Origin of the sequence: Sphaerisporangium dianthi (genome assembly GCF_042654065.1) — a bacterium.
Classification (GTDB): domain Bacteria; phylum Actinomycetota; class Actinomycetes; order Streptosporangiales; family Streptosporangiaceae; genus Sphaerisporangium; species Sphaerisporangium dianthi.
Genome location: NZ_JBHSFP010000049.1, coordinates 1 through 14,086, shown reverse-complemented (window position 1 = coordinate 14,086; position 14,086 = coordinate 1). Strand labels below are relative to the sequence as shown.

13 protein-coding genes are annotated in these 14,086 nt (G+C 70.7%); 8 read left to right on the top strand and 5 right to left on the bottom strand.

Annotated features, from left to right (window positions below):
* Window positions 1-143: 143 nt before the first annotated feature.
* A complete protein-coding gene (locus ACFO60_RS37770; RefSeq protein WP_380851223.1) occupies window positions 144-1,709 on the bottom strand; it encodes a serine hydrolase domain-containing protein in 1,566 nt (521 codons plus the stop codon).
* Window positions 1,710-1,994: 285 nt separating this feature from the next.
* Between ACFO60_RS37770 and ACFO60_RS37765 the strand changes: the two genes are divergently transcribed.
* Window positions 1,995-3,215, top strand: coding sequence for a sensor histidine kinase (locus tag ACFO60_RS37765; protein ID WP_380851220.1), 1,221 nt, complete (start codon window positions 1,995-1,997; stop codon window positions 3,213-3,215).
* A complete protein-coding gene (locus tag ACFO60_RS37760) occupies window positions 3,212-3,931 on the top strand; it encodes a response regulator (protein ID WP_380851217.1) in 720 nt (239 codons plus the stop codon). The genes ACFO60_RS37765 and ACFO60_RS37760 overlap by 4 nt, the downstream gene beginning before the upstream one ends.
* Before the next feature lie 29 nt (window positions 3,932-3,960).
* On the opposite strand, the gene ACFO60_RS37755 is transcribed toward ACFO60_RS37760, so the two are convergent.
* Window positions 3,961-4,764 (bottom strand): hypothetical protein, encoded by an 804-nt coding sequence (locus ACFO60_RS37755; RefSeq protein WP_380851214.1) that lies wholly within the window; start codon window positions 4,762-4,764, stop codon window positions 3,961-3,963.
* Window positions 4,765-5,057: 293 nt separating this feature from the next.
* On the opposite strand from ACFO60_RS37755, the gene ACFO60_RS37750 reads away from it, so the two are divergent.
* Window positions 5,058-6,191 (top strand): NAD(P)/FAD-dependent oxidoreductase, encoded by a 1,134-nt coding sequence (locus ACFO60_RS37750; RefSeq protein WP_380851211.1) that lies wholly within the window; start codon window positions 5,058-5,060, stop codon window positions 6,189-6,191.
* Window positions 6,192-6,222: 31 nt separating this feature from the next.
* The gene (locus ACFO60_RS37745; RefSeq protein ID WP_380851208.1) at window positions 6,223-6,591 is read left to right on the top strand and encodes a GNAT family N-acetyltransferase; all 369 of its coding nucleotides are present in this window, start codon (window positions 6,223-6,225) and stop codon (window positions 6,589-6,591) included.
* Here ACFO60_RS37745 and def read toward each other — a convergent pair.
* On the bottom strand, window positions 6,569-7,111 hold the full coding sequence (gene def, locus ACFO60_RS37740) for a peptide deformylase (protein WP_380851205.1): 543 nt from the start codon (window positions 7,109-7,111) through the stop codon (window positions 6,569-6,571). The two genes, ACFO60_RS37745 and def, sit on opposite strands and share 23 nt — an antisense overlap.
* A 437-nt stretch (window positions 7,112-7,548) precedes the next feature.
* Here def and ACFO60_RS37735 point away from each other — a divergent pair, with 437 nt between their 5' ends.
* From ACFO60_RS37735 to ACFO60_RS37720, 4 genes are all read left to right on the top strand, one after another.
* Complete coding sequence (locus ACFO60_RS37735) at window positions 7,549-8,976, top strand: glycoside hydrolase family 10 protein (protein ID WP_380851202.1); 1,428 nt, start codon at window positions 7,549-7,551, stop codon at window positions 8,974-8,976.
* A 259-nt stretch (window positions 8,977-9,235) separates the two neighbouring features.
* Entirely contained in the window at window positions 9,236-10,624 is a 1,389-nt protein-coding gene (locus ACFO60_RS37730) for a Dyp-type peroxidase (protein ID WP_380851199.1), read from the top strand.
* A gap of 216 nt (window positions 10,625-10,840) precedes the next feature.
* Window positions 10,841-11,386, top strand: a complete 546-nt coding sequence (locus tag ACFO60_RS37725) for a hypothetical protein (protein WP_380851196.1) — start codon at window positions 10,841-10,843, stop codon at window positions 11,384-11,386.
* A 179-nt stretch (window positions 11,387-11,565) separates the two neighbouring features.
* A complete protein-coding gene (locus tag ACFO60_RS37720) occupies window positions 11,566-11,847 on the top strand; it encodes a hypothetical protein (protein ID WP_380851193.1) in 282 nt (93 codons plus the stop codon).
* Window positions 11,848-11,913: 66 nt separating this feature from the next.
* Here the strand turns inward: ACFO60_RS37720 and ACFO60_RS37715 are convergent, their stop codons facing one another.
* Both ACFO60_RS37715 and ACFO60_RS37710 read right to left on the bottom strand, forming a co-directional pair.
* The gene (locus ACFO60_RS37715; RefSeq protein ID WP_380851190.1) at window positions 11,914-13,230 is read right to left on the bottom strand and encodes a hypothetical protein; all 1,317 of its coding nucleotides are present in this window, start codon (window positions 13,228-13,230) and stop codon (window positions 11,914-11,916) included.
* 133 nt (window positions 13,231-13,363) lie between these two features.
* A partial coding sequence (locus ACFO60_RS37710) for a dolichyl-phosphate-mannose--protein mannosyltransferase (RefSeq protein ID WP_465269900.1) occupies window positions 13,364-14,086 on the bottom strand: 723 nt, incomplete at its 5' end.

The window sequence follows — 14,086 nt, the reverse complement described above, 5'->3', positions numbered from 1 at the left end:
TGTTGTGCTCGAACTCGGCGACCGGGCAGACCACAGCCGGGCATGTGGACGGGCCACATTGAGCTCGCTGTGGCCCCGGTTCGCGTTCTCCCTGGTGCACGACCGTATGGGGTCGTCTCTTGAGGCGTACGGGTCATCGGTGCTCAGCCCATCGGCTGAGCCGGATCGGCCTGTCCACCGCAGAACACCTCGTTGAGGAGCCTCTGCTGCACCCTCTGGAATGCTGCTGCGATGGACAAGTCGGCGTCGTCCACGCAGTTCAGCGCGGCGGTCAGGGTCTTGCGGCCGTCGGGGGTGCTGTACATCAGCGCCGCGTGGCCCGCGGCGGCGCCGTTGTGGGAGATGACCGTGCCGCCGCCGTCCGTGGCCAGCACGAACACGCCCAGGCCGTAGTCCATGTTCGGGATGCCCGTCGGGTGCGGGGTGCACATTTCGGCCAGCAGCGGGGCCGGCAGGAGCTTGCCGCCCAGCAGCGCGGAGATGAACGTGTGCAGGTCCTGGGTGGTCGAGATCATGTCACCGCCGGTGGAGATCCAGGAGGGGTTCTGGCGGGTGATGTCGATCGTCTTCTGCTCGCCGTACTCCTCGTAGCGGTAGTAGGCGTGCGCGTGCGGCTCGGGGATCTCCGGCGAGGCGTCCGGCACCACGGTGCCCGACAACCCGAGCGGCCCCAGGATCAGCCGCTGCATCTCCTCGGCGTAGGTGCGGCCGGTGACCTTTTCGATCACCAGCCGGGCCAGCACGTAGTTGGTGTTGGAGTAGCTCCAGCCCATGCCCGGCTCGAACCGCGCCGGCTTGGACAACGCCAGCTCCACCAGCTCCTGCGGCCGGTAGGCCTTGAACCGGTTGTCCACCCACTCTTTGCCCGTGGTGCCGTAGGGGATGGGGATCCCCGGGACGATCGTCCCGTCGTCGTAGACCTCGCCGCTGAAGTTGAACACCCCGCTGGTGTGCTGCAACAGCATCCGCACGGTGATCCGCGGGTCCAGCCCGAACTCGGGCAGATAGTCCGCCGCCGGGACGTCCAGCCCGATCTTGCCCTCGGCCACCAGTCGCAGCACCAGGGTCGCGGTGAAGGTCTTGGTGTTGCTGCCGATCCGGACGTGCCCGTTGATCGGCGGCTTAGCGGTCCCGCCCAGCTCGGCCGCCCCGGCGCTGCCGGCCCACTCGCCCCGCTCATCGTGCACGCGCAGAGACACCCCGACGAAACGGGAATCGACCATCTCCTCGATCGCCTTCTGCAGCTCCGGGCGATCCTGCCCGGCAGCGGCTTCCGGCACGGCCCCGCTGTCCGCGGCGGCTGCCCTGGCGGTGTCGAGGGCTCCGGTGATCTTGCGGACCATCTCGGCCGTGGTGGGGCTCGGCTGGCCCTGGTGCATCTGGGCGGTTTCGACAGCGACGAGGACGGTGCGGCGGAAGTTGTCGGCCTCGGCCGGATCCTGCCGCTTCAGGAGGTTCATGGCCGCGGTCAGGGCCGGCAGCACGCGGTCGGCGATCTCGGCCACGGACTTGCCGGCCAGGTCGTTGCCCTTGGGGTGGTCGGCGAGCACGTGCCCGATCAGGCCGGTGGCCGAGCCCAGCGCGATGCCGCCGTTGGTGGCGATCTTGTGAGGCTCGCCGGCGGTACCGGCGGCGGCCATCAGCGACACGGCGCCGTACGCGGCGATCCGCAGGGTGCTCTTGTCCTGGCCGGAAAGGGTGATCGTCATGATGCTGTACTCCGTCGAATCTGTTATGTCCGGGTCGGCGTCGCGCCGCTGCGCCGAGCTTTCACCCTGCCCCGAGGTCAACCTCAACCGTGATCTGGCTCACAGCCACTTTCAGTGGTGTTCCACGTTCCGCAAGGCGACCGGCCACCGGAACACCCGATCTTGAGTGTCCCGGCCACTGGCCGTTCCGTCGTCGATCACACCCCGAGATCCACGAGCCGGTGGACGCCGATGTCCGGTCGTGGGCGGATGCCGCATGATCCGGTGAGGCGATACCGTCCCATCATGCAATGGACTGGAGGGCGGCTCGGCGGAAGGGACGTCACCGACGCGGCGGTGGCGGTCGCCGTGGCGCTGCTCATCGGATACGCCATCGTCGATCCGCCGGGGCCGTCGTCACCGTGGTCGGCGTGGTCGGCCTGGCCGGTGGCGGCGGTCCTGAGCCTTCCGATCGCCGTCCGGCGGCGCCGGCCGCGGGCCATGCTCGCTGTCGCGTGCGCCGCGGGCGCGGGGGTGACCGTCGCCGGCGCCGTCGCGGCGGGCGCGATCTGGCTGACCTTCGTGCCGACCGTGCTCGTGCTGTACCTGGTGGCCGCCACCGCCTCGATCGCCTGGTCGGCGGCGGCCCTGGCGGTCTGCCTGTCCGTCGCGGTGACCGCGATCCTGATCTTCTACGCGCAGGTGTTCCCCGGTCTCGCGCTCGCGGGGGCGCCCAGCGAGATGCCGGCGGCCTGGCCGATCGAGATCGGTACGATCGGTGTGCTGCTGACCGTCGCGTGGGCCCTCGGAACGGCCGTGCGCTGGAAGCGGGACACGACCGCCCGCCTCGTCCGCCACCTCGCCGACGCCGCGGTGATCGACGAGCGCAGGCGCATCGCGCGGGAGCTGCACGACGTCATCGGCCACAGCATGAGCCTGATCGCCGTCAAGGCCACCGTCGCCAACCACGTCGCCGACTCCCGCCCGCAGGAGGTCCGCGCCGCGCTGGCCGTCATCGAGCAGACCAGCCGCAGCACGCTCACCGAGATCCACCGGGTGCTCGACCTGCTGCGCTCCGACGGCGATCCCCGGCAGGACCCCGTGCCCGCGCCCGGCATGGCGGACCTGCCCGAGCTGGCCGCCCATGCCCGCTCGGCCGGAGTCGAGGTGGAGCTGGCCGTCCGTGAGGAGGCGGCCCTGCCCGCCGCGGTCGCGATGTCGGTGTACCGGATCGTGCAGCAGGCGCTGACCAACGTCGTCACCCACGCGGGGCCGACCCGCTGCGCGGTCACCGTGGACGTCGACGGGCGGGAGGCCGTGATCGAGGTCGTCGACGACGGCTCCCGCCACGGCCGGCCGCCGCGCCCGGGCCACGGCGGGCACGGCCCGAACGGCGGGCACGGCCTGATCGGCATGCGGGAGCGGACCAAGATGTACGGAGGCACGTTCGACGCGGGGCCTCGGCCCGAAGGAGGATTTCGCGTGTCGGCTCGACTGCCCTACGCCCCGGACGGCACCGCCGCATGAGCATCGAAGACATGAGCGTCGGCGCCGCGGCGCACGACTCGTCCCCGCCCGTCCGGGTCCTGCTCGCCGAGGACCAGGTCCTGATCCGCGACAGCTTCAAGGTCCTCATCGACGCCACCCCGGGGCTGGCCGCCGTGGGCGAGGCGGGCACCGGCGCCGAAGCCGTGCGCCTGGCCCGCGGGCACCGGCCCGACGTCGTCCTGATGGACGTACGCATGCCGGACATGGACGGCATCGAGGCGACCCGGCTCATCAGCGCCGACCCCGCGTGCGCCGGCGTGCGCGTACTGATCCTCACCACGTTCGACCTGGACGAATACGTGTACGCGTCGCTGCGGGCCGGTGCGAGCGGCTTCCTGCTCAAGAGCGCCACGGCGGCCGAGCTGCTGGCCGCCATCCGGGTCGTCGCCTCCGGTGAGGCGCTGCTCGCGCCCACCGTCACCCGCCGGCTCATCACCGAGTTCCTGCAGGGCGCTCCTCCCGCCCAGGCCGTGCGGGACCTCGATGACGTCACCCCGCGCGAGCGCGAGGTGCTCACCCTCATCGGCAGGGGAATGTCCAACGCCGAGATCGCCGGGCACCTGCACCTCACCGTCGGCACGGTCAAGACCCACATCGGCCGCCTCCTGGCCAAACTGCAGGCCCGGGACCGGGCCCAGCTCGTCATCGCCGCCTACGAAGGCGGACTCATCACCAACCCGGACGGCCGCCGGTGACCGGTCCGGCGTATCACCGGCCTGGGCCGTCATCCTCTCGGGCCGAAGGCCGACATGAGGACGTGCACGGCGATGAGCACGGCGACCCAGACCATGGCGCGCCTGGTCGGCGGGGGGCCGCCGCGCAGCAGCGAGATGCCGAGAGGGATGAAGGCGACGCAGAGGCCGCCCACGGCGATGAAGGACTGCGGTTCGGTGCCTTTGAGCGTCCCGAGCGCGAGCGCTGACATCAGGCCGAGCGCGATCGAACGGCCCAGCCCCAGGGTGCCGGAGCGGTAGGCGCCGATGGCCAGCACGACCCAGCCGAAGAAGGCCGGCCCGGACATGGACCTGAACGGGTGCCAGACGGTGTCCCGCCACGCCAGGTAGTAGCCGTCGATGCCGTCGAGCACGGTCTGCAGGCCGAGGCTGTCGGTGAAGTGGAAGGCCAGGTGATCGGTGCCGAACTGGAAGGTCCGGGTGAACAGGCCGACCATCACCAGGCAGCCGCCCCACATTCCCCACAGCGGGCTGGTGGTGGTGATCCTCTGGGCCAGCGTCATGACCGCCGGCCACAGCAGCACGAACCCGCTGGCGAAGCAGGCATAGGCGGCGGTGATGAGGGCGGGATGCTGGGTGTAGGCGACGAGCTGATAAGGGACGAAGTAGTAGAACGGGGAGCGCAGGAGAGTCCCGGCCATGATCAGGGTGGGGCCGGCGATCAGCGAGATCGCGCTCACCCATCGGCCGGGAAACGGGGCCTGGCGGTCCAGGTTGGCGGCGGCGTTGACGGCCCGCCGGTCCGCGTTGGTCTGCCGCCATCGCGTGATGCGCCCGCGAAGATCAGTGCTCATGGATCGCTGCCCGTCCTGTCCGTGTCGGTGCGCCCGGACCGGTACGCCTGGGCACATCAGCATGGTGAGGGGTGACGCGGGGGGCACGCGTCTGGCTCGGGTCGCATCTTGGCGGGCGGGCACGAGCGGGTGGTGCGACCCCGGACGGACGGGCATGTCCGACCGTGGGCAGATGCCGGGCGATCCGCCGAGGCGGTAACTTCGCGTCGTGGTGTGGCGGCGGTGTAGAGGTGTGGGGCAGGTAGCGTGCAGGCCGTCGTGCGGATGAGGCACGGCCCCTACCGTCGGAAAGTATGCAGACCGTGGATGTACTGGTCGTGGGTGCGGGCCTGGCCGGCCTGCGCACGGCCCGCCTGCTCGCGCGGCGGGGACTGAACGTGATGGTGGTCGACCGTCGCAGGTCGCTGTCGGCGGGCATCCGCACGACAGGGATCTTCGTACGCCGCACCCTCGACGACTTCGACGTGCCGGATCACCTGCTCGGGCCGGCCGTCCGGGACGTGCTGCTGTATCCGCCGTCGCGGCGGGCGCCGATCCGGCTCACCAGCGACCGGGACGAGTACCGCGTGGCCGACATGGCGGCCGTCTACGAGCACGCCCACCGCGCGGCGGAGTCGGCCGGGGCACGGGTCCTGTTGGGCGTACGGTATGTCGACGCGTCGATGGGGCTCGTGCGGTTCGCGGGTGCCGAACCGGTGACGGCCCGGTTCATCGTCGGCGCGGACGGCGCCCGTTCCCGGGTGGCCCGTGATCTCGGTCTTGACGTCAACCGGCGCTTCCTCGTCGGCGCCGAGGTCGCCTACCCGGTCGCGTCGGGCACGACCACCCCGGCGTTCCACTGCGTGCTGGATCCCCGGATCGCCCCGGGGTACCTGGGATGGGTCATCGACGACGGCCGGCACGCGCATGTCGGCGTCGCGGGATATCCGGACGCGATGCGCACCGGCATCCGCCACCTGCTGGACGCCTTCGCGGCGGACGCGCCCGGCGGTACCCCGCCGGGCGGGCCGGTCGAGCGCCGAGGCGGTCCGATCCCGGTCGGCGGTGTGCTGCGACGGTTGGCGTGCCCCGCCGGGCTGCTCGTCGGAGACGCGGCGGGCGCGGTGTCGCCGCTGACGGCCGGTGGGTTGGATCCTTGCCTGCGCATGTCCGGGCTGGCCGCGGCGGTCACCGCCGAGTACCTGCGAACCGGCGACCAGAGCACGCTGCGCCGGTACGACGGGAACGCGTTGCGGACCCGGTTCCGAGGCCGGCTGGTGCTGCGCCGCGTGTTCGCCGGCATCCGATCCCCTGCCGCGGCGGAGGCGGCGGTGACCGCGCTGCGCGGTCGTGCCGGTCGTGCCCTGGCGGCGCGGGTCCTGTTCGGCGACGGCTCGTTCCCCGACGTCGGCCCACGCCTCGCGGACCTGGCGGTCGACCGCCGGTGAGACCGTGTCCTGCATGGGGCATTCTGTACGGGTGTTCATCAGGGAAGCCCGCGCGGACGACTGGTCCGCCATCTGGCCCTTCTTCCACGCGATCGTCGCCGCGGGGGAGACCTTCACCTATCCCTTGGATCTCGGTGAGGATCAGGGGCGTGACTGGTGGCTTCTTCCGTCCCCTGGTCGTACCGTCGTCGCGGTGGACGACCAGGGGACGGTTCTGGGCACGGCGAAGATGAACCGCAACCACATGGGCAACGGGTCGCACATCGCGAGCGCCAGCTACATGGTCGATCCGGCGCATGGTGGGCGGGGCGTGGGGCGCGCGCTGTGCGAGCACACGCTGCAGTGGGCGCGCGCGGCGGGCTACCGTGCGATGCAGTTCAACGGTGCGGGCTGGTCTTGATGGTTGGGGGGTTGTCCGGGTCGTACCATCCGGCCTGGCTGATCGCCTCCATCAGCCGGGTGCGCCTTTCGAGGTCCACCCGGTCGAGGAACAGCACGCCGTCCAGGTGGTCGGTCTCATGCTGGACGCAGCGTGCGAGCTGGCCGCTTCCGACGATCTGCACCGGGTCGCCGTAAGCGTTGTAGCCCTTGGCGACGACGTTCATCCGGCGCCTGGTGTCGAGATAGACGCCGGGGATCGACAGGCAACCTTCAGGTCCGTCCTGCTCTTCTTCGTCGGGGAAATCCACCACCGGATTGACCAGGTGCGCGAGTTCGCCCTCGGCGAGATCGGGGTGGAAGACGAACACCCGCAGGCCGACGCCGATCTGCGGGGCGGCCAGGCCGGCCCCGTGCTTCTCGAGCATCGTCTCGGTCAGATCGGTGATCAGCTTGCGCAGCTCGGCATCGAAGTCGATCACCGGCTTGGCCGGCTCGCGCAGTACGGGGTCGTCGAACAGGCGGATGGGTTGAATGGTCACGCTGAGACTCCGTCGCCGAGGGGCATGATCAACAGGACGATACGGCAATGTCAAGTCTGCCACGGAGTCCAGCCGCAGGCGGGACCGCTCCCGGCACCCTCGCAGGCACGCGGGTCGCGTCCAGACCCCCGGGGTGAGGCCGACCGAGTGAACCCCGGGGGACTCCGGCGCCGGAGGCCGGTGACACCGTCCCGGTGAAAGTTTCGACGGGCACGTTCGCGCGCGCCGGTGCCATCAGGCTGTCGAGAGCGACCGTGCGGCGAGGCGCGCGTGTTGTGTTGACGCCCTTCCCGCTCCTTCACAGACTGGCTCGCGAGTGGTGCGCCTCCGGTCCGCGGCACATTCGCAGCTCGGCACCGTTCTCGATTCCTCGTGTCGAAGGCCGCTGCGCCGTTCGAAGTCACTTCCTCGATCCATGTTCCAGTGGAGGAACAGGCATGATCGAAAACATCGTCTCGCACGGCGGGCGCAGGAAACGACGATCAGGTGCCCGGAGCGCGCTCGTCATCGGCGCCGCCGGCGCCCTCGGCGCGGGCTTGCTCGCTCTGTCCACGCCCGCCGTCGCGGCGAGCACGCTGGGCGCGTCGGCCGCGGAGAGGGGGCGTCACTTCGGTGCGGGCGTCCTGGCGGCCCGCCTCGGCGAATCCGATTACGCGACCGTGCTGAACCGCGAGTTCACCATGGTGACGCCGGAGAACGAGATGAAGTGGGACGCGGTGGAGCCGGCCCGCGACTCGTTCACCTATGCGACCCCCGACCGGATCGTCAGCTCCGCGCAGAGCCACGATCAGCAGGTGCGCGGGCACACGCTGGTGTGGCACTCCGGGCTTCCCGCCTGGGTGGCGAACCTGCAGTCGGCCGACGACCTGCGCGCGGCGATGAACAACCACATCACCAATGTGATGAACCACTACAAGGGCCAGATATACGCCTGGGACGTGGTGAACGAGGCCTTCCAGGACGGCACCGGCGGCGCTCGCCGCGACTCGTTGTTCCAGCGGCGGCTCGGCGACGGCTTCATCGAGGAGGCCTTCCGCACCGCCCGCGCGGCGGACCCGGCCGCCAAGCTCTGCTACAACGACTACAACATCGACGACGCGGGCCAGGCCAAGACCCGCGCCGTCTACGACATGGTCAAGGACTTCAGGTCCCGCGGGGTGCCGATCGACTGCGTCGGACTGCAGTCGCACTTCAGCGGCCAGACGCCCGTGCCGGGAAACTACCGGCAGAACATCGAGCGGTTCGCCGCGCTGGGAGTCGACGTCCAGATCACCCAGCTCGACGTCGAGGGCGCGGGCTCGGCCCAGGCGGACGGGTACCGCAAGGTCGTCGACGCCTGCCTGGCGGTCTCGCGCTGCACCGGCATCACCGTGTGGGGCGTCACCGACAAGTACTCCTGGCGCGGCAGCGCCACTCCGCTGCTGTTCGACGCCGACTACGGCAAGAAGCCGGCCTACGACGCGGTGCTCGCCGCGCTGAACAGCGACACGCCGCCGCCTTCCAGCCCGCCGCCTTCCAGCCCTCCGCCGTCGAGCCCGCCGCCCACCGGTGGCCGGACCTGCGGCGTGACCGCCACCACGCTGAGCCAGTGGCACGGCGGGTACGTCGTCCAGCCGGTCAGGGTCACCAACACCGGCGCCTCGCCGATCACGAGCTGGACGGTGACCTTCACCCTGCCCCCGGGCCACGCCGTCACCCGCTCGTGGAACGCTTCGCCGACCACCAGCGGACGGACGGTGACCGTGCGCAACACCGCCGCCAACGGCTCCCTAGGAGGGAACGCCGGCACCACGTTCGGCTTCCAGGGCAGCCGTCCCCGCGGCGACGCCTCGGTGCCGTCGGGCTACACCTGCACCGCCTCCTGACCGGCCAGGACGAAGGCTCGCCTGAGCGGGTGACGTCGTGCGCGTCCCGGACATCGGGATGCGCACGGCGGTCACCCGGGGAAGGCGGAGCTTTCCCCGGCCTGCCCGGCCCCCCGCGGACGCGCCGCGTCCGCTCGCCTGCTTGCCCGCCTCGAGCGGGTGCAACCCTGTGGCGATTTTCTATGTATTGAACATTTTTCGTGAAAGGTCACTCTTACCGCAGGGGATGCGATCAGACCGAGAACGGGGAAGGACCGACATGCCAGTGAACCTCGCCAACGGCACGCCGCTCAGCTGGGACGCGCCGGAGCTGGACGCCGACACCAAGGCGATGCTCGACAACCTGCAACCCAACATCCTGCAGGCGCACGTACGGGAGCATCTGTCGGTGCTCCTGATCGGCTTCGGCGACGGCGCCGACGGCAAGCGGTTCCTGCGCGGCCTGGTGCCGCTGATGAAGTCGGCCAGGAAGCACCTGGAGGAGACCCGCGCCTTCAACGCGACCAAGGCGCCGGGCACGCCGTACGTGGGGGTCGGCATCAGCAAGCTCGGCTACCTCAAGCTCGGACACTCGACCGCGAAGTTCACCGACGACGCGTTCAAATCGGGGCTCAAGCGGCGTAAGGACACCCTGAACGACCCGCCGGTGAGCGCCTGGGAGGAGCCGTACCGGAAGGAGATCCACGCGGTCGTGCTCATCGGCGACGCGACCGAGGCGCCGGTGGCCGCCACCCGTGAACGCGTGCTCGCGCTGCTGCCCGCGACCGCGACCGTCGTGGCGGAGGAGACCGGGCGCGGGCTGCGCAACGCCCAGGGCAACGGCATCGAGCACTTCGGCTACATCGACGGCCGCAGCCAGCCGCTGTTCCTCGCCGACCAGGTGGCCGCCGAGCCGGGGCGCAACTGGACCCCGTTCTTCCCGCTGAGCCATGTGCTGGTCGAAGATCCCCTGGCGCCCAGGCCCGCCCGGCACATGGGCACCTACCTCGTGTACCGGAAGCTGGAGCAGAACGTGCGGGCCTTCCGGCAGGCCGAGGAGGACCTCGCCGACGCGCTCGGGCTCACCGGGGCCGATCGGGCGCTGGCGGGCGCCATGCTGGTCGGCAGGTTCCGCAACGGCACGCCGCTGCGGCTGCACGGCAAGCCGAGCTCGGACGGCCATCCGGTGCAGAACGACTTCAGCTACCGCGACGACCCGGACGGCGCCAAGTGCCCGTTCAGCTCGCACATCCGCAAGACCAATCCCCGCGACTCGCGTGACGGCGGCCTGGAGCGCCTGCTCGGGGTGATGATGGCCAGGCGCGGCCAGACCTACGGGACCCGGACCGACCGGCCGTGGGACGAGGCGCCTCCGCGGACCCGCCCGACCGGCGGGGTGGGCCTGCTGTTCATGGCGTTCAACTCCAGCCTGCAGGCGCAGTTCGAGTTCACGCAGCAGTCGTGGTCCGACAACGCCGGCTTCCCGGCGGAGGGGACCGGCCACGACCCGGTGATCGGTCAGGGCCCGCGGGACGGCAAGGTGACCTTCCCCAAGGCGTGGGGGAACGCCCAGCAGGGCGCGCCGCAGCCGCAGGCGCCGCAGACCGTGACGATGAAAGGCGGCGAGTATTTCTTCATGCCTTCCTTGGCCTATCTCAAGAGTTTGTGAATCGCCCGAGCCGCTTTTCCGATTACCGGGTGAGGGACGCGCGCGGCGTGCCACAGTGAGAGGCGCGCCGCCTTCGCGGGGCGCGATGTCCGTGCAATTCACGCCGCCGCGCGTCGCGGCCAGCCGGAGGTCCGAGTGGCGACAGCCGACGACGGAGGCCGTGGGCGATCGGGTCTGCCGCGCGTCGTCGTGCCGATTCTGGTCGGAACCGCCCTCATGCTCATCGTCTCGGCCATCGGCTATTCCGCCACCACACGCACCGATCCCGTTTCCGCGGTGCCGTCCGCGTCCGCGCGCTCGTGCGAGCAGCCGCCGTCCCGGGCCCTGGTGCGCCCGGGCGGCGGCGCCGTCACCTTCCCCGACGTCTCCTACGCGATCGAGGACGTTGGCGGGCGGCCGCGCATCGACCTCGCGGGCAGCTACGAAGGCGTCATCGACGAGGGGGAACGCGTCGCGGTGATCGTGCGGGCGGACATCGGCTCGTACGACTCGGCGTCGGGCGGCCCTCCCGGCGAGGGCCGCTACTACTTCCAGCGGGAGCTCCAGCTCGACGAGGAGGCGCACTGCTGGACGGCGCTCTCGCTCAGCCCGGCGCTCTCGCTGAGCTCGGCCCATCACGGGGCCGAGGGGCCGCTCTGGCATATCTACCTTGTCTTGGTCCCGGCCGACTTCGCGGTCACGTCGGTGTCGACGCGCGGCCAAGTCGAGGGCGGCGTCTTCACCACTCTGGAAGTGCTCGCCGATTTCATCGTCACGGCTTAGAGCCTTTTACCCCCGATAAATCCAGCCCAAGGCGGTAATGTTCCGGCAAATCCGACGTCTAGGATGAGTGCCTTTTATCTCCTTATCCGCGCCTATCGTTACGAGCCATGACGAAGGGTAAGAAGGTAGCAGCAACACGCCGCTATCAAGGGGGGCATATGATCAGGACACTCCACAGGATGGGCATCCGATCCGGAATGATGTACACGGCCGGCATCATCTCGGTCGGCGCGTCGTTCGCCTCGTGGCTGCTCTCCAAAGAGGTCGAGCAGGACATCGCCCGCGCCGACCGCTGGGGCCTGTTCGTCGGTGAGTGGGCGCCCACGTTCTTCGCCATGGGCGTCGCCCTCAGGATCGAGGAGACCCGGCAGGAGATCATCTCCGGGCGCCCCGAAGAGGAGAGGCGCGAAGAGGAGCGCATGGGCCGCCGTCTGAGCGGCCGCATGACCGCAGGGGTATAGCCCCCGCCCGCCAAGGCAGAGGCCGGCCGCGCGCGTCACCGCGCGTGGCCGGCCCGCCCTCGGCGCTCAGGCGATGGTGAGGTACTTGCGCGGGCGCAGGGCCTGGCCGCGCAGGGCGGTGAGGGCCGCGGCCCGTCCGGCCGGGGTCAGGGTGACGGCGGCGGCCTCCGAGGACGGCCGCTCGCAGGCTTCGCACAGGTGCAGCGCCTCCAGGCGGTGGCGCAACTCCACCAGCGGCGCCACCACCTCGGCCGCGGTGGTCGTGCGCCAGCCCTCGCCGACCACGACCTCGGTGACGCGCTCGCTGAACGAGCCGCACGGCAGATCGTCGCGGTCGAGCAGCAGCATCAGCCCGACCTCGCGCACCGACGTCTCCATCTCGCGCTCGCCGGTCGCGGGCGTCAGCAGAACCGGCGCCGCCGCCGCCCACATGGCGGCCGGGTCGTCCAGCAGCCGGCGGCCCTCGGGCGTGATCACCAGAGCGCCGCCCTCGCGGGTGACCGCGCTCATCTCGTGCTCGGCGATGCGGCGCAGGGCGCGCAGGGCCGTCACGCCGCTCTCGCTGCGCGTGCCCGCCATCTCCCAGCCGAACCGCTCGGCGGCCTCGACGACGACGGAGCGGGCGATGTTGTGCCGCCTGGTGAGGGGCACGCCGCCGGGCAGGGCGGCCAGTTCGAGCAGCCAGCGCAGAGCGGGGAACCGCGGCCCGTCCGGGGCCGGGATCGGCGCGTGGAGGCGTACCTCGAACGGCTGGGCGAGCTCGCGGCGGGCCGCGCCCCGGCCGAGCACCCAGCGGTTGAGCCGCTCGCCGTGCACGCGGTTGACCCAGTTGTCGCCGCCCAGCTCGGTGCGCGGGGCGGTCAGCCAGCGGCGGGTGAGCGCCTCGGCCTGCGACTTCCACGCGCTCGCGGCCGGCACGAGCTCGCCGGAGACGACGGCGAGCTCGAGCGCCGCCGAGCAGGCGATGTGGGCGCCCATCTCTTCGGGCCCCATGATCGAGCTCCAGTGCAGTTCGGGCACGTCGGGCGGCAGGACGCCGGTGGCGTTGAGCGCGCGCTGGTAGGCCGCCGTGCCGGCCTCCTCGCCGCCGCGCGCGTAGGTGCGCAGGATGCGGGCGGTGACCGGGGACGAGCACAGCTCGGCGTAGCGTTCCATTCCGCCGAGCCGCAGCAGCCTGCCGAGGGCCAGGGCCAGTGCGCCGTGCTCGCCGGTCACCTTGAGGGGGAGCGTGTACCAGAGGAACTCGCACACGTCGAGCTGGGTGATCGTCTCTAACGGCTCGCCGCCGGTCAGCCACTCGACGGCGACCCTGGCGTCGTCGGCGACCTCCGGATCGGAGCGCTCGAGCTCGATGAGGAGCGCGGCGACGTCGGGTGCGGGCATGCCTCGCAGTCTGCCGTATAGGGCCGGGCCCTGACGACGACCACCGCCTCGGACGATTTCCACGTCACCTACCTGTAAGAGCAGAAAGAGCAGAAGGGCTGGGTTGTAGTGATAGAGGGCGTCATGCCCGGGGTCATATCCAGCGATCGAACAGCATGCGCCGGTGCCAATCGTCGTAGTGGATGATGTCGGCGGAGATGACGGGGTACAGCCACCAGAAGTTAATCAGTGCCAGGAGCACCAGGGCACCCGAAAGCGATGCTCCGACGAGCCTGCGCATCGGCCGAGGGCTCTTCGCGGGCCCGATGAGCAGCCCGGCGGCCAGCACCAGCGCGAGGATCATGAAGGGCACTATGGGTGCCATGTAGAACAGGAACATGGTGCGGTGGTCGGTGATGGCGTAGTACACCCACGGCAGCAGTCCCACGCCGTAGGTCAGCAGCACCGCGCCGGCCCGCCAGTCGCGAGTGGCCACATACCAGGCCACCAACGCGATCAACGCGATCAACGCGCCGTACCAGATCACCGGCGTGCCCACCCCGAGCACCGCCTGGGCGCACTTGGCGGTCCCGCAGGCGTTCGGGCTCTCGTAGAAGAAGGCGACCGGGCGCTGCAGTAGCGGCCACTCCCAGGGCCACGACTGGTACGGGTGGGTGGTGGTCAGCCCGGTGTGGAAGCTCAGGACCCCCCACTGGTAGTCCCACCACGAGCGCAGCGAGTCGACGATGAAGTACCGCCATCCGCTGGAGGTGGCCTGGTCCCAGTTGCGGCCGTACCCGTAGGCACTGGCGAACCAGCCGGCCCAGCTGGCGGTGTAGGCGATGGCCGGAGCCGCCGCCAAACCCAGCAGACCGGT

What these genes read in the sequence shown, in the direction of transcription:
- ACFO60_RS37770 (WP_380851223.1), bottom strand. Translation starts at nt 1,709, where the DNA reads ATGACGATCACCCTTTCCGGCCAGGACAAGAGCACCCTGCGGATCGCC.
- ACFO60_RS37765 (WP_380851220.1), top strand. Translation starts at nt 1,995, where the DNA reads ATGCAATGGACTGGAGGGCGGCTCGGCGGAAGGGACGTCACCGACGCG.
- ACFO60_RS37760 (WP_380851217.1), top strand. Translation starts at nt 3,212, where the DNA reads ATGAGCATCGAAGACATGAGCGTCGGCGCCGCGGCGCACGACTCGTCC.
- ACFO60_RS37755 (WP_380851214.1), bottom strand. Translation starts at nt 4,764, where the DNA reads ATGAGCACTGATCTTCGCGGGCGCATCACGCGATGGCGGCAGACCAAC.
- ACFO60_RS37750 (WP_380851211.1), top strand. Translation starts at nt 5,058, where the DNA reads ATGCAGACCGTGGATGTACTGGTCGTGGGTGCGGGCCTGGCCGGCCTG.
- ACFO60_RS37735 (WP_380851202.1), top strand. Translation starts at nt 7,549, where the DNA reads ATGATCGAAAACATCGTCTCGCACGGCGGGCGCAGGAAACGACGATCA.
- ACFO60_RS37730 (WP_380851199.1), top strand. Translation starts at nt 9,236, where the DNA reads ATGCCAGTGAACCTCGCCAACGGCACGCCGCTCAGCTGGGACGCGCCG.
- ACFO60_RS37725 (WP_380851196.1), top strand. Translation starts at nt 10,841, where the DNA reads ATGCTCATCGTCTCGGCCATCGGCTATTCCGCCACCACACGCACCGAT.
- ACFO60_RS37720 (WP_380851193.1), top strand. Translation starts at nt 11,566, where the DNA reads ATGGGCATCCGATCCGGAATGATGTACACGGCCGGCATCATCTCGGTC.
- ACFO60_RS37715 (WP_380851190.1), bottom strand. Translation starts at nt 13,230, where the DNA reads ATGCCCGCACCCGACGTCGCCGCGCTCCTCATCGAGCTCGAGCGCTCC.